General features: G+C 34.8%; 23 protein-coding genes and 1 CRISPR repeat array. Of the genes, 1 reads left to right on the top strand and 22 read right to left on the bottom strand.

What is annotated here, in order from left to right; translation table 11 throughout:
- Nucleotides 1-20: 20 nt before the first annotated feature.
- From crp to accD, 9 genes are all read right to left on the bottom strand, one after another.
- Nucleotides 21-653 carry a cAMP-activated global transcriptional regulator CRP gene (gene crp, locus A9G12_RS01455; protein ID WP_065564105.1) on the bottom strand — a complete coding sequence of 211 codons (633 nt, stop codon included), beginning with the start codon at nt 651-653 and terminating at the stop codon, nt 21-23.
- A gap of 86 nt (nt 654-739) precedes the next feature.
- Nucleotides 740-946, bottom strand: a complete 207-nt coding sequence (locus tag A9G12_RS01450) for a YheU family protein (RefSeq protein WP_065564104.1) — start codon at nt 944-946, stop codon at nt 740-742.
- A 298-nt stretch (nt 947-1244) separates the two neighbouring features.
- Complete coding sequence (locus A9G12_RS01445) at nt 1245-2369, bottom strand: hypothetical protein (protein ID WP_065564103.1); 1125 nt, start codon at nt 2367-2369, stop codon at nt 1245-1247.
- A gap of 133 nt (nt 2370-2502) precedes the next feature.
- A complete protein-coding gene (locus A9G12_RS01440; RefSeq protein ID WP_065564102.1) occupies nt 2503-5214 on the bottom strand; it encodes an inverse autotransporter beta domain-containing protein in 2712 nt (903 codons plus the stop codon).
- A 476-nt stretch (nt 5215-5690) separates the two neighbouring features.
- A complete protein-coding gene (purF, locus tag A9G12_RS01435; RefSeq protein WP_065564101.1) occupies nt 5691-7205 on the bottom strand; it encodes an amidophosphoribosyltransferase in 1515 nt (504 codons plus the stop codon).
- Between the two features lie 18 nt (nt 7206-7223).
- Nucleotides 7224-7709 carry a CvpA family protein gene (locus tag A9G12_RS01430; RefSeq protein WP_065564148.1) on the bottom strand — a complete coding sequence of 162 codons (486 nt, stop codon included), beginning with the start codon at nt 7707-7709 and terminating at the stop codon, nt 7224-7226.
- A gap of 112 nt (nt 7710-7821) precedes the next feature.
- Complete coding sequence (locus A9G12_RS01425; protein WP_065564100.1) at nt 7822-8415, bottom strand: SPOR domain-containing protein; 594 nt, start codon at nt 8413-8415, stop codon at nt 7822-7824.
- Nucleotides 8405-9691: a bifunctional tetrahydrofolate synthase/dihydrofolate synthase gene (folC, locus tag A9G12_RS01420; protein ID WP_065564099.1), complete on the bottom strand. Its 1287-nt coding sequence runs from the start codon at nt 9689-9691 to the stop codon at nt 8405-8407. Before folC ends, A9G12_RS01425 begins: the two co-directional genes overlap by 11 nt.
- Before the next feature lie 6 nt (nt 9692-9697).
- On the bottom strand, nt 9698-10588 hold the full coding sequence (gene accD / locus A9G12_RS01415; protein ID WP_065564098.1) for an acetyl-CoA carboxylase, carboxyltransferase subunit beta: 891 nt from the start codon (nt 10586-10588) through the stop codon (nt 9698-9700).
- A 292-nt stretch (nt 10589-10880) separates the two neighbouring features.
- On the opposite strand from accD, the gene tmaR reads away from it, so the two are divergent.
- Complete coding sequence (tmaR, locus tag A9G12_RS01410; RefSeq protein WP_065564097.1) at nt 10881-11201, top strand: PTS system regulator TmaR; 321 nt, start codon at nt 10881-10883, stop codon at nt 11199-11201.
- Nucleotides 11202-11260: 59 nt separating this feature from the next.
- On the opposite strand, the gene yciH is transcribed toward tmaR, so the two are convergent.
- From yciH to cas7e, 13 genes are all read right to left on the bottom strand, one after another.
- Entirely contained in the window at nt 11261-11581 is a 321-nt protein-coding gene (gene yciH / locus A9G12_RS01405; RefSeq protein ID WP_065564096.1) for a stress response translation initiation inhibitor YciH, read from the bottom strand.
- 7 nt (nt 11582-11588) lie between these two features.
- A complete protein-coding gene (gene pyrF, locus A9G12_RS01400; protein WP_065564095.1) occupies nt 11589-12293 on the bottom strand; it encodes an orotidine-5'-phosphate decarboxylase in 705 nt (234 codons plus the stop codon).
- Nucleotides 12294-12325: 32 nt separating this feature from the next.
- Nucleotides 12326-13504, bottom strand: coding sequence for a GDSL-type esterase/lipase family protein (locus tag A9G12_RS01395; protein WP_065564094.1), 1179 nt, complete (start codon nt 13502-13504; stop codon nt 12326-12328).
- A 13-nt stretch (nt 13505-13517) separates the two neighbouring features.
- Nucleotides 13518-14642 carry an SGNH/GDSL hydrolase family protein gene (locus A9G12_RS01390; RefSeq protein ID WP_176701732.1) on the bottom strand — a complete coding sequence of 375 codons (1125 nt, stop codon included), beginning with the start codon at nt 14640-14642 and terminating at the stop codon, nt 13518-13520.
- Between the two features lie 158 nt (nt 14643-14800).
- A complete protein-coding gene (locus A9G12_RS01385) occupies nt 14801-16201 on the bottom strand; it encodes an MBOAT family O-acyltransferase (RefSeq protein ID WP_065564093.1) in 1401 nt (466 codons plus the stop codon).
- A gap of 71 nt (nt 16202-16272) precedes the next feature.
- Nucleotides 16273-17256: a DNA polymerase III subunit delta' gene (holB, locus tag A9G12_RS01380; protein ID WP_065564092.1), complete on the bottom strand. Its 984-nt coding sequence runs from the start codon at nt 17254-17256 to the stop codon at nt 16273-16275.
- Nucleotides 17253-17894, bottom strand: a complete 642-nt coding sequence (tmk, locus tag A9G12_RS01375; RefSeq protein ID WP_065564091.1) for a dTMP kinase — start codon at nt 17892-17894, stop codon at nt 17253-17255. The genes holB and tmk overlap by 4 nt, the downstream gene beginning before the upstream one ends.
- 107 nt (nt 17895-18001) lie before the next feature.
- Nucleotides 18002-20020: a KUP/HAK/KT family potassium transporter gene (locus A9G12_RS01370; RefSeq protein ID WP_065564090.1), complete on the bottom strand. Its 2019-nt coding sequence runs from the start codon at nt 20018-20020 to the stop codon at nt 18002-18004.
- A gap of 263 nt (nt 20021-20283) precedes the next feature.
- Nucleotides 20284-20923: direct repeats of the CRISPR family, unit length 29 nt; unit sequence CGGTTTATCCCTGTGGGTACAGGGAACAC.
- A 93-nt stretch (nt 20924-21016) separates the two neighbouring features.
- The gene (gene cas2e / locus A9G12_RS01365; RefSeq protein WP_065564089.1) at nt 21017-21301 is read right to left on the bottom strand and encodes a type I-E CRISPR-associated endoribonuclease Cas2e; all 285 of its coding nucleotides are present in this window, start codon (nt 21299-21301) and stop codon (nt 21017-21019) included.
- A 1-nt stretch (nt 21302) separates the two neighbouring features.
- Entirely contained in the window at nt 21303-22220 is a 918-nt protein-coding gene (cas1e, locus tag A9G12_RS01360) for a type I-E CRISPR-associated endonuclease Cas1e (protein ID WP_065564088.1), read from the bottom strand.
- 9 nt (nt 22221-22229) lie between these two features.
- Nucleotides 22230-22901, bottom strand: a complete 672-nt coding sequence (gene cas6e / locus A9G12_RS01355; protein ID WP_065564087.1) for a type I-E CRISPR-associated protein Cas6/Cse3/CasE — start codon at nt 22899-22901, stop codon at nt 22230-22232.
- Complete coding sequence (cas5e, locus tag A9G12_RS01350) at nt 22902-23633, bottom strand: type I-E CRISPR-associated protein Cas5/CasD (protein WP_065564086.1); 732 nt, start codon at nt 23631-23633, stop codon at nt 22902-22904. It abuts the gene before it with no gap.
- A 12-nt stretch (nt 23634-23645) separates the two neighbouring features.
- On the bottom strand, nt 23646-24710 hold the full coding sequence (gene cas7e / locus A9G12_RS01345) for a type I-E CRISPR-associated protein Cas7/Cse4/CasC (RefSeq protein WP_065564085.1): 1065 nt from the start codon (nt 24708-24710) through the stop codon (nt 23646-23648).

Raw genomic sequence — 24710 nt, 5'->3', positions numbered from 1 at the left:
TATAATGTTTGTCTAGGCAATTAACGTGTGCCATAAACTACGATTGTTTTACCATGTGCAGAAATTAAATGCTGATCTTCAAGCATTTTTAATATTCGACCAACTGTTTCACGCGAGCACCCAACTATTTGACCAATTTCTTGGCGAGTAATTTTAATTTGCATACCATCAGGATGAGTCATCGCATCAGGTTGTTTAGCAAGATTTAGTAAGGTTTGTGCTATACGTCCGGCAACATCTAAAAAAGCCAAATTACTCACTTTTTCTGACGTTACTTGTAAACGACTAGCCATTTGGCTTGCAAGCCGCATTAAAATATCTGGATTAACTTGAACGAGTTGTTTAAATTTTTTATAAGAAATTTCGGCCACTTCGCAACTGCTTTTGGCCTTAACCCAAGCACTGCGCTCAGTTCCTTCATCAAACAACCCTAACTCACCCAGAAATTGCCCCTGATTCAAGTAGGATAAAATCATTTCATTACCTTCATCATCTTTTATCAATACTGCAACAGAGCCTTTTACAATATAATAGAGAGTTTCGGCTTTTTCCCCTTGATGAATAAGGGTACTTTTTGCTGGATATTTATGAATATGGCAATGAGACAAAAACCATTCCAATGTTGTATCTGATTGCTGTTTACCTAGCATAATTCCTTCCTCTCCATTTAATTTACAACTTATACACTATAACAAAGTTACACAATAATTTATATACTCATAATCGATGAATTTAACCATTATTTTAAACGTTTAATATCTACTGTTTCATGTAATTCTGACCAATAAATCACGGCAGAACCATTAACTAATTGAAGTTTCACATCATTAACTTTTTCTTGTAATGACTTTTCTTGGCAACCATAGTCAGTACCTTCACGCAATACAAAGTATTCTATTAAATTTGTTAATGTTTTAGGATCAAGATCTTGCCAAGGAATAATCATATTTTGATTATAGTGAGTTTAAATTATAGTTATTTTAAAGTATCAAATGTAGAATAAGAAGAGTAATTTTAGTTTTATGTCTTATTAAAATAATCTGTTTTACATTTATACTAAAACATATAGTTAACCTGAAACTTATTTACAAAACTATCTACAAATTGAATCACTAAAAAACTACTCTTAATTGAATATTAGTTGTTTAATAGATGTCACTAATCTAATACCCCTGTTATAATAAAAATTAGACTTATAAAAAAACCACTCTTTAGAGTGGTTTTTAATATGCATAAACTAATAATTAGTTGGTTGTCACAGTAAGCTTATATCCTTGAGCTCCAGCAGGATAATAGCTTGTGTCATATACTTCATTATGTTTAGTAACGTCAGGGGCTGTTGAACCTAAGATAATAACGTTATTAGTACCTTTATCCAAATCGCCGGTTCCGTTAGAGACATTCTGTGTAAGTGCCTCATATTTATCATTTTGATCTTTTTTAGCTGATAGTTTATCTTTATCGAGGTTATTTAGCGTTTTATAATCATAATCACCGGTTAATGACCAAGTAAATGTATAACTACCTGTTTTAGTAACTTCATTGGCATCTAATTTATCATTTTCAATGTCCTCCATCCAAACTACAGCTGCAAATTTGTCACCATATTCAGGTATTTTGTCTTCTCGTGAATAGTCTATACTATTTACATCTACAGCTGCACCAGTAATTTTAAAGATACCAATTCTTGTTTTTGTTGATTCAATTGGTCCTGAACCATTATTGGTACTATCACCTGGACCATAATCCCCTGTATCCGGATCTTTTGGTGGTGTAGTTGGATTTTTCTCATCTGAAGGATCTTTAGCATTTGGGTTTGCTTGAGACCAGACATCGGTTACCAACAACCATTTATTAGCATACGGAGCACCAAACTCTGTTCTTTCTAATAGTTGATAACCAATATGTTCTGCACCAGCAAACTTATCTGAAATTACAAATGAAATTACAGCCTTATCCTTATCAGTATCATTGTTTAGTTCCACTTTTAGATCTGTCAAATCAGCATGATCAACTTCCTTCCACGCTTCAGTACTATCATTTTTATTTTTCTTTATAAAGATTTTAAAAGTCTCTTTTATTCTATCAGCGGACAATTTATCTTTATCAGCATCTTCTAAATTAAATTCAATTCTAATAATATCCTTTACTTTAGCTGGTCGAGAACCAATTTGATCTGTCGGCTTATCTTGGTCCATAATCTTAAAAGTCATGGTATGCTCAGCAGCACCTTGCTCATTAGACTTAAAGACAGGTAGATTACCTTGAATGAAATTCTTTGTTGATGCAGTTATTGCAAATGCGCTACTCGCTGCATAACCGGCTAAAAATAAGCCTAATGCAACTTTTTTAACGGTTAAATTTTTCATGTTTTAACTTCCTATTTTTATTTCTCAAATTAACATGTTGTATTTATATAAATACACCATTTTGTGGTGTCCCACTTTGGATAACCAATAACATCAGTTTCCCAAAATTCTTTTTAAACTTAATGCTCACTAATTAGTAAACAGCAACTTGCAATTTAAACCCTTGATCACCTGCACAAGCAGTAGGAGAAGCTGTTATAGGCTCTAATTTTAAATCTAAATAAGCAGGTACATCAGCTGATTTCTCAATACTAGTACCAGAAGTTGCGTAACTTAGAGTTTTAGTACTTCTTATTTTATAATGCGCATCTACACCCATAGCGACATTAAACCAAGGCCCTTTCGGATCACTAATAGCATCCGGTAAAGCAGCTGTAGCGGCTGCACCAGGACATGCCGCAGTATTACTACCGACTAGTGACCAAATAACAAATGGATCCTCCATTGGCACTAGTTCATCTTGCGCGCCCAACGAAAAAGCTTTTACATAATATTCGTTATCAACTTTCCACTGTTGTAATTCTTTTGGTAAATTAGTGTCAAATTCCAAAGAATCACCTACACTTTCAGCAACTAATACATTAGCATTCCAAACTTGTATACTACTAGCTCTACCACCGGCAAAATTAACAGATACTTTATTAAAAGATGTACCATATTCATCTATAGTCATATTGAAATCAACTAACCCATCAATATTGGAAGCTACATCTAATGTATAAGTATCCCCAATAACTGTAGTCCCTGATGCAGTAGCGGCATTAGAGGATACCTGTTGCCCCATTTTAACTTTTTCAAATGATTTAACAATTACACAAGGTTCTGCACTTGGACATACATTCACTTTTCCTGAAGTACCATCAATCAATGTAACTTTTTTACCATTACTTGTTGCCGTCCAGTTTTTTTGCACTGCCTCAAAAGTATCCGGTATTTGTGACATAATTGCTTCATCACTAAAGCCAGTTGCATCAGCAGCCGAGGTTATGACGCCATTAATATTATTCGCTTTAACTAAGCTAGCCATTAAAGTTGTAGCAGCTAAACCATTAGCTAAGCTATTAGCTAGAATAGTTTTTTCACCCGATCTATCAATTGCATATACTGCAAGTTTACGCAAAGTTAAATTTGGTAATACTTCAAAAGTAACTGGATTGGAAGTCGCCGATTTACCACTAGAATTGGTGACTGTAACAGATAATGTGTACTTACCGTTGGTGCTTACCGGACGGCGTTGGCCATTTTGGTCAAGATAATTTGGTGCAACAATCTTCCAATTGTTGGTATCGGTAGGCGGCGATCGCCAATTTGAAGAATCACAATTACCGGTTGCAAAACAGAAGAAACCACCACCAGCGTCAATTTCGGCCATATCACCAGACCAGGATAAACTACTAAGCTTCTTGCCATTATGAACACTAATATTTACACCGTAAGTTTCACCTTCCATGAATTGAAGGGTTTCAAGTCCTAAATCAACGCTAAGTTTCTTTTCTTTATATTCTAGAACAATGTAATTATTACGATCTACAAGATCATAGCGACTACCTTTTAATGAACGGGCAACTTGAACCATGTCTGGATCCAGCTGATCTTTTAAAGGTACGCCAAGGCGCAAATTCATGGTTAATTCAGCTTTTGTTTCATGTTTACTATCTTGACCTTGCTTATGTTCTGCCTTGATAGTAAAAAGAGGAACCGGGGTATAATCTAAACCTATTGTTACAGCTTTAGGATTCTTTTGCAGATTATCCTTTCCAAATAAACCAACTTTATCACCAAAATATTGTTCATACATTAGTGAACCACCAAATTGAGGATATTGAGGTAAATAACCTTGAAAACGGATATCAAAACCTTTAGCTGCTCGTTCTAAATAATCATCAAAATCACGGGAATCTTTCCAGCTAGATAACGGATGATAATAGTTAACTGCAAATTTCATATAATCGGACCACGCTTCTGCGCCAATACCTAATCGGTTATGAGATCGCTGGAAGTCATGGTCAAAAAAGACATTATAACCAAGTAACCATTTATTATCGGCAACGTCCCAACGTTGACCAATACCAAAGTTACCTATACCACGATTATGTTCATACTCTTGAAATGACATTTGAGTAAATATTAAAGTGCTATCAGTATCATACAAAGGACTAAATAACTTCACATTAAGGTTATTAAATTCACCTTTGTCACCGACATCAAACTGTAATTGTGCAGTACCAAAGCGACCTAATAAATCTTGTGCTGCACTACGTAGAGGATCAACTACTTGATTCCTAACTCCATTACGGACATAATTTTCGGCATAATCTTTACCTTTATTTTTAAGATGTCCGGATATACCACCATTTTCTGAAGAGGTTATTTGCTTCCAGTCCTGTGATGATAGTGTTTGTAATGTTGAGGCAACTTGAGTTGCCAATGCATCTTTATCCATTTTAGGATTATAATTATCATCAGAACCTAATTGCGGCAAATTAGAATATTTATCTTTGTTAGCGGAATCTACTTTCTTAATCGGCGGTAATATAGGAGAATTCTCTGGAAGAACAAGACGCTCACCAACTTCAACAGTATCTTTTTTATTAAAACGGCCAGCATTCATTTCACGTAATTCAGCAATAGAAATACTGCTTAAAAGTGCAATTTGGTAAAGACTCCGTTGCTGGTTATTTATCATCTCTCGAGCCTTCGAACCATCTTTTAACTCAATCACTTTATTGCTATCTACAGCTACAACTGGCGAAGCTGAATCAGCCTTATTCGCGAAAGCCGGCTGGCAACTTAATGCTACCATGATAAATGCTGAGATTACTGTTAAATTAAGATTCATTTTCATCTTAATTATTCCTTATATTTCATATATAACAATAATATTAACGCTTTAATTATCCGCTAATATTATCTGATAATTATTTATTCTTTTTTAGATATCAAGTCTGTTATATGCCAGTTTTCTTTCTAGTTTATTAAAAGTTTTAAATTTATTTACAATAACGAAACTATAACAGGATGGATTTTATTACAAAAAAGTCATTTAACAAAGTGTTTTATTTTATTTTTTGATTTTTTTTCATATGGAGAATTTATAACTATATTATTCAAATAGTTAAATTTGAATAAATTAATAATGAAAATCATTACAAAAATTTAATATATTGAATAATATAGATAATTAAAAAATGACTTACTTGTTAATTTAAGTATATATGAAAATATATTTATTTTTTTATAGATAAAAATAAATAAAAACTATAATTTTTACATCTTTTTCTAATAATTTTGTCATTTATATTAATTCTAAGTAGCTTAGTATTAACCTTCATTATAAATTTCTAGGTTTTCAGATTCTTTTAGAAGAGGAGTCCTTTTATTATCTTTGCGCCGTTGTTCTAGCAATGATAAATAATGATTATCAATACCTTCAGTAACATATTTACCATCAAATACTGAACACTCAAAATGTTCAATATTTGGATTTTCCAGTCTTATTGCGTCAATCAAGTCTTCCAAATTTTGAAAAATAAGACCATCAGCACCAATATCTTTAGCAATTTCAACTACAGTACGGTTATAAGCAATAAGTTCACTGGCAACTGGCATATCAATTCCATACACATTTGGATATCTAATTTCTGGAGCTGCTGATGCTAAATATATTTTTTTGGCGCCAACAGAACGTACCATTTCCAAAATTTGTTGAGAAGTGGTTCCTCTAACTATGGAATCATCGACTAATAAAACATTTTTACCTTCAAACTCAATACGATTAGCATTAAGTTTACGCCTTACTGATTGCTTACGAGCGTTTTGTCCGGGCATAATAAAAGTTCGACCTATATAGCGATTTTTAACAAATCCTTGACGATAAGGTTTATTTAAAATACGTGCAATTTCAAGTGCCGCATCACAAGATGTTTCTGGAATAGGAATTACAACGTCAATATCTACATCATGCCATTGTTTAGCTATTTTTTTTCCTAACTTTTGTCCCATTAAAATACGTGATTGATACACTGATACACCATTCATCAAAGAATCTGGTCTAGCAAAATAAACATATTCAAAAATACATGGATAATATTGTGGATTATTGGCGCATTGCTGAGCATAAAACTGCCCATCTTCAGTTATATAGATCGCTTCACCAGGCTGAACATCACGTATAAGTTCAAAATCTAAAATATCTAATGCCACACTTTCTGAAGCCACCATATATTCGATTTGTTGATTCTCAGTTACTCTTTTACCAATTACTAACGGTCGAATACCATAGGGATCTCTAAATGCAACAAGTCCATGACCAATGATCATTGCCACGCAAGCATAAGCACCTTTAATAATTTCATGAACATTATGTATTGCACTAAAAATATTATCTGCACTGAGTGGGTAAGTCGGGAATTTATCAAGTTCATGGGCAAAAATATTAAGTAATACCTCTGAATCAGAATTAGTATTAATATGGCGTTTTGCTAATTCGAATACTTTATCACGTAATTCATCGGTGTTGGTTAAGTTACCATTATGAGCAAGAGCTATACCATATGGAGAGTTGACATAAAATGGTTGCGCTTCTGAAGGACTTGAACTACCTGCAGTAGGGTAACGAACATGCCCAATACCAAGTTTACCTTGTAAACGTTGCATGTGATGTTCTTGGAAAACATCTTTTACTAAACCGTTAGCTTTTCGTAACCGAAAGCGATTTTCCTGATCAATGGTAACGATACCTGCGGCATCTTGACCACGATGTTGCAAAACATTCAACGCGTCATAAATAGATTGATTAACTGCACTACATCCAACAATACCAACAACACCACACATACAATAATTACCTTAAAGTTAATGAACTAAAAACGAGGACGAATTTTGTATATAGTCAAAAAACCAGCGAATAATAAAATGAAAATGAGGGATAAGCTGTGATTGAGCCCAATAAGGTGACTGCGATAATGGCGTAAACGTATCAACAAAAAACAGTACCGCCGCCACAATTAATATACCTCTCAATACACCAAAGCAGATACCTAATACACGATCTGTACCGGATAATCCAGTTCTTTGAATTAATTCACCAATAACGTAAGATACCACTGAACACACAAGCAAAGTAGCTATAAACAAAATGGCTATTGCTACCGCATTACGCACTAAATCGCTATCAAAATAGGTCAAATATTCAGTGATATAAATATAAAACCGACTGGCAATAACAAAAGCTAGTACCCAACTAACAAGTGATAAAGCCTCGCGAACGAAGCCCCTTACAATACTAATTAATGCTGAAAAAACAATCACACCTATAATAGTAAAATCAACCCAATTCATCATAATAATTCGCCAATTATGTTAATAATATCTTTTAATTACTTTTTATAATTCTAAACAGAAATGTTTAAATTAAACCTATGTTATAGCCAATTTTTATTTATTGAACTAGCTAGTTAGCTACAATGATTCCCTTTAATTTCGTCAAATTATTTAAACTTATAATTACCTGTTCTGCTTGCCCTTTTTTAGCATAAGGACCCACTTGTAATTTAATTAACTGATTAGGTTCCGGATTTTTCGGTATTATCCTAACGTTATAATTATTCAATCTTAAAAGAGCAACTAATTCTTCTATTTTTTGTTTATTTTTCAAGGCAGTTAACTGAATCATATATAGCTTAGAATCTGGTTCTACTTGACTGGTACTAGAAACTTGAGTTGCAGTATCCACTTCATCAGCCATGTCAGATGATATAGTTGAATCAGCATTTTGCTCATCATTAGGAATATAGGGGATATCAGGTAAACTATTAGTATTATTAGCGAAATCATTATTAGAATCATCCGCTGAAGGAGTTACTTGATTTTGTTGATTAACTACGTCTGGTTTTAAAATAGGAGTTGTTGATGTACGTGAACTTGATTTATCCGTTAAAATCCATGGTGCAATAGCGGCTAAAATTAATAATAATGTTGCCAAACCTACTAGGCGATTACGTACTCTATTTTGGGTATTAGTTTTGTTCGTTTGATTATTTACCATGATTGATTTCACTTAAATTTACTAACACATCAGATACTGTATGAAATGAACCACATACAATGATAATATCATCTTCTTTGGCATCTTGCATTGCCTTTCGATAAGCATCAGCAACGGTATCAAAAGAAGTCACATCTATTACACCATTTTCCAATAGGTATTGCTTTAAAACTTCGCCACTACATCCTCTTTCACCATAAAGCGATGCACAATACCAAACATCACCATGCAATATTGCTAAAGTACTTTTAATATCCTTATCTTTAAGCATGCCAATCACAAATCTAACTTTACCGACGGACAAACGTTCGGATTTTAGTTGCTCTAACTGATTATATAAATAATTTGCCGCATGGGGGTTGTGGGCAACATCAATAATCACCAATGGTGAAATTTGCAGTTGCTGAAATCTACCCATCAAACTTGCTTGTGTTAATCCTTCATGAACAGCGTGTTGATTAATTTTTAAGGATGAATAAGTTAAAGCTGCAATTGCAGTTGCGGCATTAGTTAAAGGAATATGAGGGATAGGTAAGCATTGGTACTGTTCTAATGGCGAATCAAACTGCCACTGATGTTTATCCGTCTGTGAATAAGACCAATTATGATTAACCGTATAAAGTGGACAGCCAATTATTTTAGCTACCTCAAGTATCGACTCTGGTATATCTGGTTCACCGATAATCGCAATGCTGTTAGGTTTAAAAATACCGGCTTTCTCTCGACCTATACTTTCACGAGTATTACCCAAATAATCAACATGATCAATACCAATAGTTGTTATTACGGATATATCTGCATCAACAATATTAGTCGCATCTAACCTACCACCAAGCCCTACTTCCAAAATAACCACATCTAATTGTGCTTGTTTGAATTGATAAAGAGCAGCTAGTGTCGCATACTCAAAATAAGTAAGTGAGATATCACCACGTGATTTTTCAATTTCAGCAAATGCCTTAACTGTATCTTGTTCGGTTGATTCTTGATTATTAATTCGAACTCGCTCAGTAAATCTTAATAAATGGGGAGAACTATAAACCCCAACTTGATATTCATCAGCAAGTAAAATCATTTCGAGTGTTCTGCAAGTAGTACCTTTACCATTGGTACCAGCAACGGTGAATACCATTTCTGCTGGTCGTAATAAATCAAGTCGTTGAGCAACAGTTTTTACTCGATCCAATCCCAGATCAATGGTTGTAGGATGTAGTCGCTCTAAATAACAAAGCCATGTCGATAAATCAGACATGGCATTAGGTACTTTATTTTGCATGATCAATCAGACTGTCTCATGTACGGTTGGGTCATTGAAAGGATCAGGGCGTTTCATCAATTTTGCCAATAAACTAGCAATTTTGGGACGCATATCTTTACGATGAACAATTAGATCTATTGCACCTTTTTCTAGTAAAAATTCACTACGTTGAAAGCCTTCGGGCAAAGTTTCCCGAACGGTTTGCTGGATCACACGAGGGCCAGCAAAACCAATCAAAGCTTTAGGCTCAGCGATATTTATATCACCTAGCATAGCCAAGCTAGCTGATACTCCACCCATGGTCGGATCAGTCATGACAGAGATGTAAGGTAATCCTTCATCTTGCATCTTGGCTAAAATAGCGCTAGTTTTTGCCATTTGCATCAGCGAAAAAAGCGCTTCTTGCATTCTAGCTCCACCACTAGTTGAGAAACAAATTAAAGGACATTTATCCGCTATAGCTTGCTCTGCCGCACGAACAAATAAAGCTCCGACTACAGAAGACATTGAGCCACCAATAAATGCAAACTCAAAACAGGCAACCACCACCGGGATACCAAATAATTTACCCTTCATGACCACTAAGGCTTCTTTTTCATGTGTTTCTTTCTGTGCTGCAGTTAATCGATCTTTATATTTTTTAGTATCTTTGAACTTTAAAATGTCTTTAGGTGCTAAATCTGATCCGATCTCGACATCTGAATCTTCATCTAAAAAGCGATACAATCTAACCCTTGCAGGAATATGCATATGATGGTCACATTTAGGACAAACTTCTAAATTAAGATCTAGTTCAGCTTGATAAAGTATCTGTTCACAATTACTACACTTCGTCCAAACTCCACCTGGGATATTTGCTTTTTTGTGATCAGCCGATATATTATTTTTACTTAGAATTTTTTCAATCCAGCTCATTATAGCTCTCTCAATCTGGTACTCTTTTCAAATATCGCGCTATTGTATAATACTTTGTAGTAATTCTTAACAGTTGTTTTTGTTTTTATCCAATTTTAAACAATGGATTCTAGAATAACATTCTGTTTTAATTTAAAAAATGAATAATTATTCTGGATAAAAAACTTACTATTTTGTCAGTCACATATATTCTCATTTAATTATTCAGTCATAATTAATATGATATTAAAAAATTAATAGTATATAATTAATAATCATTTAATTTTCCATTTTTAGAAAGAAGGGGTTATAGATGGACAAGGAAAAATCTGCCGCACCATCATTTCAAGATGTGCTAGAATACATTCGCTTATCACGTCGTTTAAATAAATTAAAACGTGAAATTTCAGATAACGAGAAAAAAATCCGTGATAACCAAAAACGAGTTCTATTGCTTGAAAACTTGAGCGAGTATATAAAGCCTGAAATGACTTACGATGAACTACAAGCTATTATTGCTAATATGAAAAGCGACTATGACGATCGTGTGGATGATTATATTATTAAAAATGCTGAAATTTCTAAAGAACGCCGAGAAATCAGCAAAAAAATGCGCACGTATAGATCAAATTAATTTATACAATAATAACTCCCACTTTAATCATAAGGGGAGTTATGACTACAATCAAAAAATTAACCACCTGCTAATTTAACTTTATAGCCTTTATCCTCAAGTAGAGACTTTAATAAATCACGTTTGTCACCTTGAATTTCAATTAACCCGTCTTTAACTGATCCGCCACAACCACAACGTTTTTTAAGCTCAGCAGCTAATTGCAGTAGTTGCGTATCACTAAGATCAAATCCTGATATAACACAAACTCCCTTACCTTTACGTCCTGATGTTTGTCGTTGAATACGGATAATCCCATCCCCTTTGGGACGAGTTGCCATTGTTTCTGTCGGTTTAATACGCCCTTGATCAGTGCTATAAACAAGTGGATTTCCTGACATACCAGTATCAACCTATGCTTAAATCTAAGGTAGATAAAATTGATTGTAATGCTTTAGAAGGATCTTTAGCTTGAGTAATTGGCCGTCCTATTACCAAATAATCAGATCCAGCAGCTTGTGCTCGTTGTGGAGTCATAATACGACGTTGATCATCAGGATTAGAGCCAGCCGGTCGAATACCTGGCGTAACTAATTTGAAATCACCCCCCAAACGAGTCCTAAAGCTTTGAACTTCTTTAGCTGAGCATACGACTCCGTCAAGGCCACAATTCTTTGCCAAAATGGCTAATTTAGTGGTCTGTTCAAGAGGTGAAACGTTGATGCCAATTTCTTTTAGATCCGCTGATTCCATACTAGTTAATACGGTAACAGCAATTAATAATGGCGCATCCTTACCATATACATACAAAGCATCTTTAGCAGCTTCCATCATCCGAGAACCGCCACTCGCATGCACATTGGTCATCCACACGCCTAAATCAGCTGTCGCCGCTACTGCTTTAGCCACTGTATTAGGAATATCATGAAATTTAAGATCTAAAAAAATATCGAAACCTTTTTGCATAACCTGTTTAATAAAATCAGGCCCAGCATGAGTAAACAATTCTTTACCAATTTTTAGACGGCAATCTTTAGGATCGACCCGATCAATAAATTCCCAAGCCGATTTAACATCAGCAAAATCAACAGCAACAATGATTGGTGATGACATAATTTATTTATTCCTTTTTTAAAATTTAACTATCATTTATTTTTTTTAACAAATTCATTCAAATCAGCATAAAAGATCCGAGCACTCTCTTTATAACCTTGTAAGGTTTGATGAACTAAATCTGGTCGAGCAAGTCCTTTTTGCCGCCAACTTTTAATAGAATATTTACCACCCATTGCCGCCTGCCAATCCCAAAATAATGTTTTTTCAGATTTTGCTACTTGTTTTTGGATATTTTTTATTTGTGCAAACGATTTTGGTGCTTGTTTTTCATTCGCCATGGTATCTGGCGGTGATATCAACAAAATTGCAGCTTTAGGTAATGACTTACGAATTTGACGAATATTACTAACTAAATTTTTACGATATTCATTAAAATCTAAGGTTTCGTCGAAGCTTTCATTGGTTCCATACTCAAGTATCACTAAGTCGCTTTGCGAGGAGGCCAATTCTTTAAACCAACTTGGACTCCATTTTTGCCAAATGTTTTGTTTTGCTCCATTGGTGGCAATAGCCGAAACCACCACCCCAGATTGATGATTTCTGGTTAACCAAATACCACCTAATTCAACATCGTTCTTACTTGTAATCACTAATGGCAGTTTAGAAGTAACTGAAGATGTTTGCCAAATATTAGTTTTAGGATTATAATTAAAACTAATCAGCTTATTATTTACGTCATAAAGTTTAATTGAATCGGTCGAGTTTTTTAGTGTTTTAAAGGTTAATTTAACCTGCCAATCTTTATTGTTTAAAGTGCTGGGAATGATTTGGATTGTTGCCTGATCTTTAGTCGGTTTAGCAATAAATCCACCCATAGGGAAATCTTGATTAGTTAAAGTTCTACTACTTAATACATCCCAATTTTTAAATTTCCAATTGACCGCGGTATGATTTTGCCCTTTTATTGAAACCGGAGTTACCCAACCAATCCCAGCATTACCATATTTTTCTTGCATTAATGTTCTGAATTCACCAGTAAAAAAATCAGCAGCCGTATGTGAATCCCCAAATTGAGTTATATTAACCACTTGACCTTTGTTTTTATTGCTTGCTATCGATTTTAATCGTGTTACAAATTGTTTTGTGTTGGGATCACCAAAATCAATAACGCCTGATACAGTCGTGGTTGTTTTACTTTCTGCCACACTACATCCAACAGTAATAGTCACGGCAAGGGCAGCAATAATATATTTAAAAAACTTAAGCATTATAGATAACCTCTTATTCTTTGAAAGTGATTTTTTCCATAATGGCCTTTGCCAGTATTTTTTGACCCATTGACGTAAAATGAATTCCATCATCAACTCTCACTTTAATTTTTTCTTTATCTGTTTCAATAAAGTTATTGAATTTTTCATAAGTACAACCTAATAAATTATTGGTTGTTAAAAAATGTTGTTGATTCCTTTCTAACTCTGACTTATATAAAATATTCAAGTAAATCATACCTTCATTTAGCTTTGGTTTACGCATACAAGGTGCTGCTAGCCAAAGTACTTGAACATTATGCTCTCTAGCACTATTTAAAATTGCCTCTATCCGTAAACGGTATTGCTCTTCCCAAAGTTCAGATTTAAATTTAGCATATTTAACGTACCCTTTAACAGGAAAATCCCAAGGATCATTTGGTCCTAAAAATACCACAAGTAGTTTAATTGAAGGATTGGCTACTAAATTATCATTAATAGCCTTTGGCCAATCAAAAGCACTAGGATAAGCAAGTCCTGTGCTTTGTTTACTTAAATCAAAGCTTTCAATTTTATACTGTTTAAATAACATTTTTTTGACATATGGTGCAACTCCCTGCATTAACGAATCACCGGCAAAGAAAACTTTATCATGTTCCGTTAATACAATTGGAGCCGGAGAATCAAGCAATGGTACATCTGACACTTCAGTTAAGGTAACATCTTGTTGATTCATTGTTAAATTTTGATTATCTATATGGTTAGATGTTTCTGGTTCAACGTTATCTTTAACTATTTGTTCATGGCTATATTCAACTTGATTTGATTGTTTTTCAATATGTTTACCATCACCATCTTCTTTTATAACTTCAGACTGCGTTACCTCCAATTTGGGTTGTTGAACATCATTAGCTGGTAATGCAATATCATTTGATTGAGTTGGAACATCATTTTCAAGCAAAGCAATATTTTGTTGATTAGTTTCATCTTCACTGATTACATCATTTTGTTGTTCAGTTGCTGTATACGTTAAGGAATCGCTATGCAAAAGATCCGAATGATAAGTTTGTTGCCAATAAATAAGTATTGATTTGTAATAAATACCCATTAATACAATAGCTGTAAATGACAATACAACTAAAATATACTTTGCAGTCAAAGGTTTCTGAGTATTTATAGGCAAATTATTATGATTATTTTTTGATTTATCTGTTAACTTAATAGCACTTTTATTCAGCGAATTATGACGTTGCCGTTTAGAATTCGATCTAGGTTTTTTTTTATTTTTTGCAAACGATTTTTTATATATCATAATAATTAAAAATTAGCATAAATAAAATTTGGCACCCCAGATGGTGCAATATAAATAGCCAACCACAATATCAAAATAAAAACAAAAGGCAAATAACTTCGATTTATTTTACTAATTTGGTTTGTAAACCAGTCGGGTAGATTTTTACATATTGGATAAGCCAAATAAATAAAGCAGATTATTAAAAATGCCCCAGCATAATGCGGTTCAACTAAAAAATTATGCGTTAATGCGACTAAGTAATCTATCGCATCAGCAAGGCTTTCACTATTAAAAAATAACCACGTAAAACAAATATAATGCCAAGTTAACAAACGTGCTACAAATGGTGATCGCTTAGTTAACCAATCGCGACCCAAGTACTTATCCCCTATATTTAAGGCTACAATGCCAATACCATGGCAAGCCCCCCAGATAATAAAATTAATACCCGCTCCATGCCATAACCCGGAAAGTAGCATCGCCACCATAACGTTAATTTGTGTTCGAGTAAAACCGCGACGATTACCACCAAGAGGAATATAAATATAATCACGGATCCAGTGAGATAAGCTAATATGCCAACGCCCCCAAAACTCTCGTAAATTTAACGATAAATATGGGCAATTAAAGTTAATAGGTAAACGAAAACCTAATAACAAAGCAATACCTGTTACTAAATCCGTATAGCCAGAAAAGTTTAAGTAAATCTGTATGGCGTAAGCATAAAGCCCAACAACTAAATCGATAACACTAAATTCTAATGGGTTGGCAAAGATAGGTTTAACCCAATTATCACTAATTAAACCACCAAAACAATATACTTTAATTATTGCTAAAATAATCAAGGTAAAGGCTCGAAATGGTTCTAAAATTTCCCGCGATTCGGTAATAGTAATTTGAGGTAAAAAGTCTTTAGCTCGGTTAATTGGTCCGGCAATAATACTTGGGAAGAAGGATAAAAATAAAGCAAAATCCCAAAATTTAGCCACCGGCAATTCTTGCTTCTTTACCGATACCAAATAACTTACCGAATGGAAGGTATAAAATGAAATGCCAATCGGAATCAATACCGAAACCACAGGCAATAGCAACGATATATTCAAAAGATTCAATAGATTTTGTAGCTCATAGCGAAAGAAATCAAAATATTTAAATACAGCTAAGTTAGTAATAGCTACACATAAACTTACAATGAGCCATCGTTTGGCATGAAATTGTGATTTAGATATCTTAATAGACAAGCCGTAAATAACACAGGTATAAACAAATAGAATAAGTGCAAATTGCCAGCTATAACTACTAACGACTAAATAGCTGACGATTAACAATAATCTATTTTGTAATTTGGGTCGTAAACGGCACCCCCAATATAAGGCGAAGAAGGCAATAAATAGCAAACCAAATTCGATAGATAAATAAGTCACTACAATCCCTTTTTACTTAAACATATACCTAACCTGAAACATTTTTACAAATCAACCAAAAGTTCAGAACATTAATTAATCAATTCTGATTGAGCTAGTACATTATAAACAATTAATTCTTTATTCAATCCAGTCACGGCAAGTAGCTGAGATCTTGCTTGCAACCATAAATCATAAAGAGTTACAATTTTTTCATTATTCTTGGTTGCCAGTAACCTAACTAATGGTACTTGATCACGATTAACAATAAAGCGACCAACTTTTTGTTTTGCTTTTAGCGCATCACTTAATAAAGTGCTAAACCAATTAATTCGCTCTAAAAATTGCTCATGATCAAAAGTTTTTGCTAATTGCCAATAATTATTTTGTGGCAATAAATTCGATAAATTATCACAAAACTGTTTTCGCTGTAGCCATTTTTCTGGTTCTAATAAAGCTAAAGCAGTTAATGGCGCATTTTCGCTCAATAATAATGCAGTGGCAAGTTCATTATCATTATACTGTTGATTATGTTGTTTTTTTAACCACTCTATAGATTGTTCTAACTCAGGAACAGCCAATAAATAGCTGAAACAACGGCTATAAATTGTAGGTAATAAGTGACGATTATGCTCATCACTTAAAATAAAATAGGTTTTTTCCGGTGGTTCTTCTAGCGTTTTTAGTAACGCGTTAGCTGCTGCTTCAGTCATTAAAGACGCGTGTTTAATCCAAATAACCTTGTTCCCGCCCTGCTGAGATTTTTCATAAACTTTACTGGATATATTACGTATTTGATCAATACCGATTGATTGCTTCCCTTGTTCATTAGTAATCACATAATAATCAGGATGATTATTAGCCAAAAACAACTGACAACTATGGCAATTCAGGCACGGTTCTAATTGGTGTGCTGTTTCACACAATAACCGATTACCTAATAGTGTAATAAGTTCATTTTCACCACTACCTTGAACATAGTGAATTAATAAAGCATGGTGAGCACGTTGACGTAAAATACCACTAGCCAATTGTTGATAAGGTAACTTAAGCCAAGGATAATCACTAAAATTCATACATTACTATCCTGTTTTGATAACCATTTTGCTAAGACTTGTTCAATTTGCTTAACTACATTCTCAATTGATTGGGAGGCATCGATAGTAATAATAGTATCATCATTTTGTGCAATTTCTTGATAACGTTGACGAATGTGCTTAAAGAATAATAAAGATTGTTGTTCAATTCGATCCAATTCTCCTCGAGATTTTGCTCGCATTAAACCAATTTCTGGATCAATATCCAAATATAACGTGAGATCTGGTTTAAAATCACCTAATACTTGTTGTTTTAACATCTCAATAAACGTTCTATCGAGTTGGCGACCACCACCTTGATAAGCTTGGGTTGATAAGTCATGGCGATCACCGATAACCCATTTACCTAATTTTAGGGCAGGTTTAATAACATTATCAATAAGTTGTATACGCGCAGCATATAGCATTAATAGTTCGGCTTTATCTGTTAATGGTTCATCATCTATACCATTTTTGATAATATTGCGTAATGCCTCAGCAATTGGCGTACCGCCAGGTTCTCGAGTATATTGCAAATCACCAATATTATGTTGCTTTAAAATGCGAGCTACGGTATTAATCGCAGTAGTTTTACCCGCCCCTTCAAGCCCTTCAATGACAATAAATTTGCCGGTCATGCTTCTCCCTTTTATTATTGTTAGAATAATAAACTGTAAATAATTTATGAAACTTTAATCTACTATTACAATTGTACTATTCTACCTATTTTTTAATTTTTTTTAAGTTAATCATAATTAATATCAGATCCCGTATCAGAAACATCTAACGATCCCGTAATTCCCATTTGTGATTGCTCAATAAGTTGTTTTAAGGTTTCACCATCTGTTTCATATTCATTAGCAATCATGGGCACAAATTCAACTAAAGTTAGAGTTGAATCGATATCAAACATTTCTGCATCAGAAGTGAATCTTCTTTTGATAAAAGAATAAAGCGCTAAAAAAGGACGATTTATAAAATTAATATCAACATTACGCAATGTACGTTCGACAATTACATATAAACTATCACCACGTTGTTCTTTTATTGAAGGGTACCTTGAGGATAAATTAACTAAATTTTGTTGTTCCATCCTAGTTGCAATTAATTGTACATATTGTTCAACATGCATATCCACTTTAAAACCAATATTTAGATCAATACGAAAGACTTTATATGGTGCTAAAACTTCAATCTGATACTCAAATTTATATGGTTCATCCATCCGATTAATAGAAATAAACCAATAAGTGTCTGCACGCTTTGGTTTGCGCTCAAATAACGAGTAAGTTATCTTACTCTCAACCGCGTGTAAACCTTGCGCCCGAGTTAAATAAAAAAGATGAGTGGCAGTTTTCTCAATAGTTTTATCACGACTAATTGCAATAATTTTAGCTAAATATTCAGAATCCAATTTAACAAATGAATTATGTTCACGTTTTAAACGGCGCCCGGTAAACCAAGAGTACATAATAATAAAAATAAAACCAGCAATTAAAATTGAGGCAAAACCACCATGGAAGAATTTTTGTATATTAGCAACAAAAAAACCGATTTCAATTAACATGAAAAATAGTGTTAACGGTACGCTATACCAAAGTGGTTTATTATTTTTCATAAAATAAAAGAATAATAATACCGTGGTCATCAACATGCTAAGAGTAATAGCTAATCCGTAAGCAGCTTCTAGGTTAATTGACGATTGAAAACTGAGTACCATTAATCCAGAAAGAATAAACAAGATATAATTAATCGATCTGATAAACATCTGTCCTTTAATTAAAGTCGGATATTTAACTCGTACATTTGGCCATAAATCCAATGAAATAGCTTCACTAATAATTGTAAATGCACCACTAATTAACGCCTGACAGGCAATAAATGCTGCCAATGTTGACATGATGATACCAATTAATCTGAACCATTCCGGCATCATCATAAAGAAAGGATTGACATCAGGGCTAATGACTTCAGGATTATAAATTATCCATGCAGCCTGCCCTAAATAATTAATAATCAAACAACTTTTCACATATCCCCAAGAAATACGAATATTTTTCAAACCACAGTGACCTAAATCGGAATATAGCGCCTCGGCCCCAGTGGTACACATAAAAATAGCCCCTAAAATAACTAATGCATCAGGTGCTTCAATAATAAATCGTAGCGCATAAATAGGGTTAAAAGCAGCCAATACATTCAAATGCGGCACTAATCGGTAAAGCCCTAAAATACCTAATGCTGTAAACCAGATCGTCATCGCTATACCAAAATAACGACCCAATGATCCAGTTCCTAATGGTTGAATAAAAAATAAAATCGCGATTAATAATAGGGTTACCGGAATCACTGGAATATAAGGATAAATAACATTCAAACCTTCAATCGCAGTAATAATGGTGATAGCAGGAGTTATGGCTCCATCCGCCAGTAAAGCAGCGGCACCAATAATTGCAATAACAAATGTCCATTGATAACGTCGGCGAATAAGAGCATATAAAGATAAAATACCACCTTCGCCTTTATTATCAGCACGTAAAGTAATGATCACATATTTGAGTGTTGTTTGAATAGTTAATGTCCAAATCACACATGAAACAGCTCCTAAAATATAAAAAGGGTCAGCCCACTGATTATTTGGTAAACCATGAATGATAGACTTGAGTACATACAATGGTGAAGTACCAATATCACCATATACAATACCAATAGCACTAATAATACCAATAATTCCAACCGGAATTTTATGATTTGAATTATTCATTTCTGCATACAGTAAAATATACTTAAGCGAAACTTAGCATAAGATAAATAATTCAAGCAATATAAAGTAAAAAATTTTGTTTTATTATTATGTAATAGTCTAAGAAAATATCGATACTAAATAACTTTTTTATATAATTTAAGGTAATAATAGCTAAGATCTTCTAATTGATTAACTGAATTAATTGCAACCGATAATGAATTTAGGAACAAAATATTTAACAAGGGGCATATCTGCTGTTTGCTGTTGGTAAAATTGGTCGACAGTTTATCCCTGTGGGTACAGGGAACACAGCAAATGGGGCAAGATATTCGTGAAATGTCGCGGTTTATCCCTGTGGGTACAGGGAACACTTCGTCGTTATATCTGTACTTAAGTAAGTTGCCGGTTTATCCCTGTGGGTACAGGGAACACATTCTTGAAGAGAATGGATCGCCAACATCGAGCGGTTTATCCCTGTGGGTACAGGGAACACAAATCTTGTACTGCATTATCCAATAGGTCTCTACGGTTTATCCCTGTGGGTACAGGGAACACTTCGGCACGATCCCATAATTGATTTGATAATTCGGTTTATCCCTGTGGGTACAGGGAACACACCATTAAAACCGATCATGATGCGATCTAGGGCGGTTTATCCCTGTGGGTACAGGGAACACTTGCGCTTGAAATTCTTCTTCCGTAATAATGCCGGTTTATCCCTGTGGGTACAGGGAACACCCGCTTGGTAACATTGTTTCATTTACACGTTCCGGTTTATCCCTGTGGGTACAGGGAACACTAGGAATTTCACTTTCTGTCTTTAAAGATCGTCGGTTTATCCCTGTGGGTACAGGGAACACCCACATAAGATAGAGTTCAAATGTAGAACGTTCGGTTTATCCCTGTGGGTACAGGGAACACTCTAATCATAGATATTTGATTTATTTAAAGTTATAACAACACTTCAATTCTACCAACTTTTCCTTATTTTTAAAGAACTTTAACCTATTGATTTTAAACAGGTAAAAATGAGACTAATCGTAGACCATCTAGATCTACCGGAACTCTTCTGTTAGTACCGTAAGTTTGAAAGTCAAAACCTGATTCGGTATTGGTTGCCCAGACAAGGACAACATTCCCTTCTTCAGCCAGTTCAATGATTTGTTGCCAAATCATTTCTCTAATTGGTCGGGATATATCACCTATATAGACACCAGACCTGATCTCTAATAACCAGATAGCAAGACGCCCTCTTAACCTTGGCGGTACATTTTCGGTTACCACAACAGCCATACTCATGTTAGTGGCTCCTAAAACCACAATCCGCAAGTGATTGTGGTTCTGGTATTGCCGGAGGTTGGATATCTTTTGGCGGTGGTGGTGGTTCAATTTCACCAGCAGATAACACATCTTCAATTAATGGTATTAACTTGGTTAGCGTTTTTTGACTTCTAAAAATTTCTCGGCAAGCGATACGAACTTCTCGTTCATGATCGCCTGTCTTTTTAGTGGCGATTTCAAAAGCTTTAGGTACCACAGTATCAAATTTGATAATGTCTGCAATATCATAAACAAAAGAAAGAGGTTTGCCGCTATGAACAAAACCAATCGCCGGCGCGTAACCTGCTGCTAAAATAGCCGCTTCCGTTATCCCATATAAGCAAGATGTTGCAGCACTGATACATTGATTTACTGTATCGCCTTTTTGCCAATCTTTGGGATTATATCGTCGCCCATGCCATTTAACATGATGACGTTTGGCGAGTAATGAATAGATTTCGCGTACTCGTGCCCCCTCTATTCCCCGTAATTGCTCAATAGAACGGCGACTTGGGGCGGGTTCACCAAAACGTAATTCAAACATCTTTTTTACTACCTTTAAACGCAAATCATCATCCAACGCCAACTTTGCTTGATAGAGGAGTTTATCGGATCTTGCCCCTCCAGGTTGCCCCGATGAGTACATTCTAACTCCTGCTTCACCGACCCAAACAAGTAAAGTGCCGACAGTGGCGGCTAATTTTATAGCCGCATGGGAAACTCGGGTACCTGGCTCTAGCATAATACAGGCAATAGAGCCGACAGGGATATGAGTTCTAATGCCATTTTTATCGACTAAAACAAACGCTCCATCGATAACATCAATTTGACCATACTGTAAAAATATCATTGATGTTCTATCTTTTAACGGGATCGGGTTTAAAGGAATATAAACCATATCACTTACCTATGAATGGCGTTTAATTAAGAATAGACCACAACCAAACCCTCTACTTTTACCGATGCCATGATAGATCGTTTCTAAAAAAAGATTGGGATCGGTAACCTTCAAAATACCTTCAAAATCAACGCTGCTGTAATTGATAGGTTTTAGTTCTTTTTTCTTGATAAATTGATGTTGAAAATAATCCATAACTTGACAACTAATTTGCCCATTAGCATCTTGTAATAGGGAGAATCCTCTTTGTTTACCTTGTTTAACTAACCAATCAATTGCAGCTTGGTCTTGATTAATTTTGACTTCCGCCGTAGATAAACCCTGTTTTTTTGCTAAATATTTGGCATTCATCATCACATCATAACGTTTACCCTGTTTGCAAATAACCGGATTTGCCCTTAACGAAAAAGTTAACTCCATACCTTCTGTTAATTGTGGTGAGTAGGGTTTACTCTCAATCAAGAATAGTTCATGCTGAGTAAGTGGTGCAACCTCAGATAATAGGTAATATTGCTGATTTCTACCTGACTGAAGTTCACGAAAAAGGAATGGTCTTTTCTCCTCATTAGGAAACAGTTGCCATAACCATTGATGAATGGCGTATTGTTTCATACTGTGGATTTTCTTTTGCATGGCGTAAGGAAGACACTCTAATTTAAGTGTAATTCGAGAAAAATACATCTATTCGCTCCCTGTTAAATATCCTGAATATTGCAACCGCGATTCAAATTGCCAACGTTTCCGGTTTATTGGCTGATCGTAGCGAAGTTGGATTTTTTTCACTACCAATGTGGCATCTTGACCGGCATTTTCCCAATAATATTCACTAGCTTTTTCATCCAATAAAAGACTAATTGAAGGATATTGCTGATAGTGTTGATCCGCAAAAATAAATGCCTCAGAAAGTGATCCTTCAAAGATAACTGGTGATAAAGGTAAGGCTAATGGTGAATTTTTGCGACCAATGTACAACGGGAAGGTAGGCGTTAATAACGCCTGCTTTATGTCCATAACCAGATAAGGCGCATTTTCAGTTTCGGTCATCACAATTTGATAATAAACATCATTGTAATACTCACGCCGAGAAAGTAAGGTTTCTAACTCTTGAGGATCACGCCGTAGCTCATCAAATCGGGTAGCCAAATACTGTTTTTTATTAGCTTTTGGCACTTGTAGCGTATGAAAATCGCTAAACCAGCTACATTGACTAATAAAGGGTCGAATAGCAAAGTGATAATGACAATTAAAGTTATCAAGTTGACTATCATCTCTGCGAATGCCTAATGCGGCGGCAACTAACCCTAATAATGCCGAACGCGAAGGAATAACGTTGCTATGCCTAACCTCACCGACAGCAGGCTCGCCCCATGAGGTAAATGGCGCATAAATCTGAAAAATAAGATGTTTGGTCATCTTTAAAACTCCCTATTTTTGTGCAACAAAATCTAATGCCTCAGCGAAGGTTCCTTCTCCAGTTTCAGTGTTAAGTTTATAACGGCTATCGGCGCATTGACCATAGACTTGGTCAAACTTATCAAGTTGTTGCTCAAAACGTTCAATTGCATCTTTCACCATATCTTCACTACGAATCGGTTTAAAGTAAGCAACCGCTAAAGAACGTGGTTGAGCAGAACCTTTTTCAATCAGTAAATAAGAGGTATAAGCACGCGAAGCAAAACTGTTTTGCATTCCACTTGGCGCAACTTTACTCGCGGCTTCGGTTAACGCTTTGAGCGTTTTCTCAACCAGCGCTTCATCACCATTTAAATTATCCAGTAGTAAATCGCGACTAATGCAGATGTAAGTATAAAACAATGCTGATGCAAATCCTCGTTCACCTAAATGACCCGAACCAGCATCTTCCTCATTGGTATTTAAATCATCAACTGCGGTGAAAAAATCATCCTCAATTGTTACGGTACTTACGCCTAAAGCATGAGATACTTGACAAGCGGCTTCAACATTAAATGCTGGATTATCTGCTAACATTCGCCCAAATAGCGCAATATCAATACTACTATTATCTTTACGTAATAACTTAACTTCGGCATCGGTTGGCTCACGTTTATCACTAATTAACTGTTTCACTAACTTATCAATCGCTTGTTGTTCAGCATTACTGATATGTACCAGTTGTTCGATCTCCAAATTGGCTAGCGGATCTTTTGGTGTTTTTTCATTTTTAACTTTACCAAACTGGCTAGCTATTTTTGCCGCACTCGCCATAGCAATTTTATCGGAAATACCTTGATCATGCATTGGTGTATACACCCACTCTCTGGCAAAACGTCGTGAACGAGTACCAATATGGTCACTTAATGCCTGATAAAAAGTGTCTGATGTTCGCCACGCTCTTTTTAAACTCTGTGAGGAAATACGTAAGCGATCACTATTCCCCATTTTGGCCGTTTTGGGGCGTCCAAGATCATCACGATTTAAATTAGACGGTGCATAAGCAGTTAACAAATGTAATTGAATAAATGTTGTCAT

It is taken from the genome of Gilliamella sp. wkB112 (assembly GCF_001690685.1).
Classification (GTDB): domain Bacteria; phylum Pseudomonadota; class Gammaproteobacteria; order Enterobacterales; family Orbaceae; genus Gilliamella; species Gilliamella apicola_J.
The sequence above is the reverse complement of the archived record's forward strand: the minus strand, read 5'-3'. Positions and strand labels throughout refer to the sequence as shown.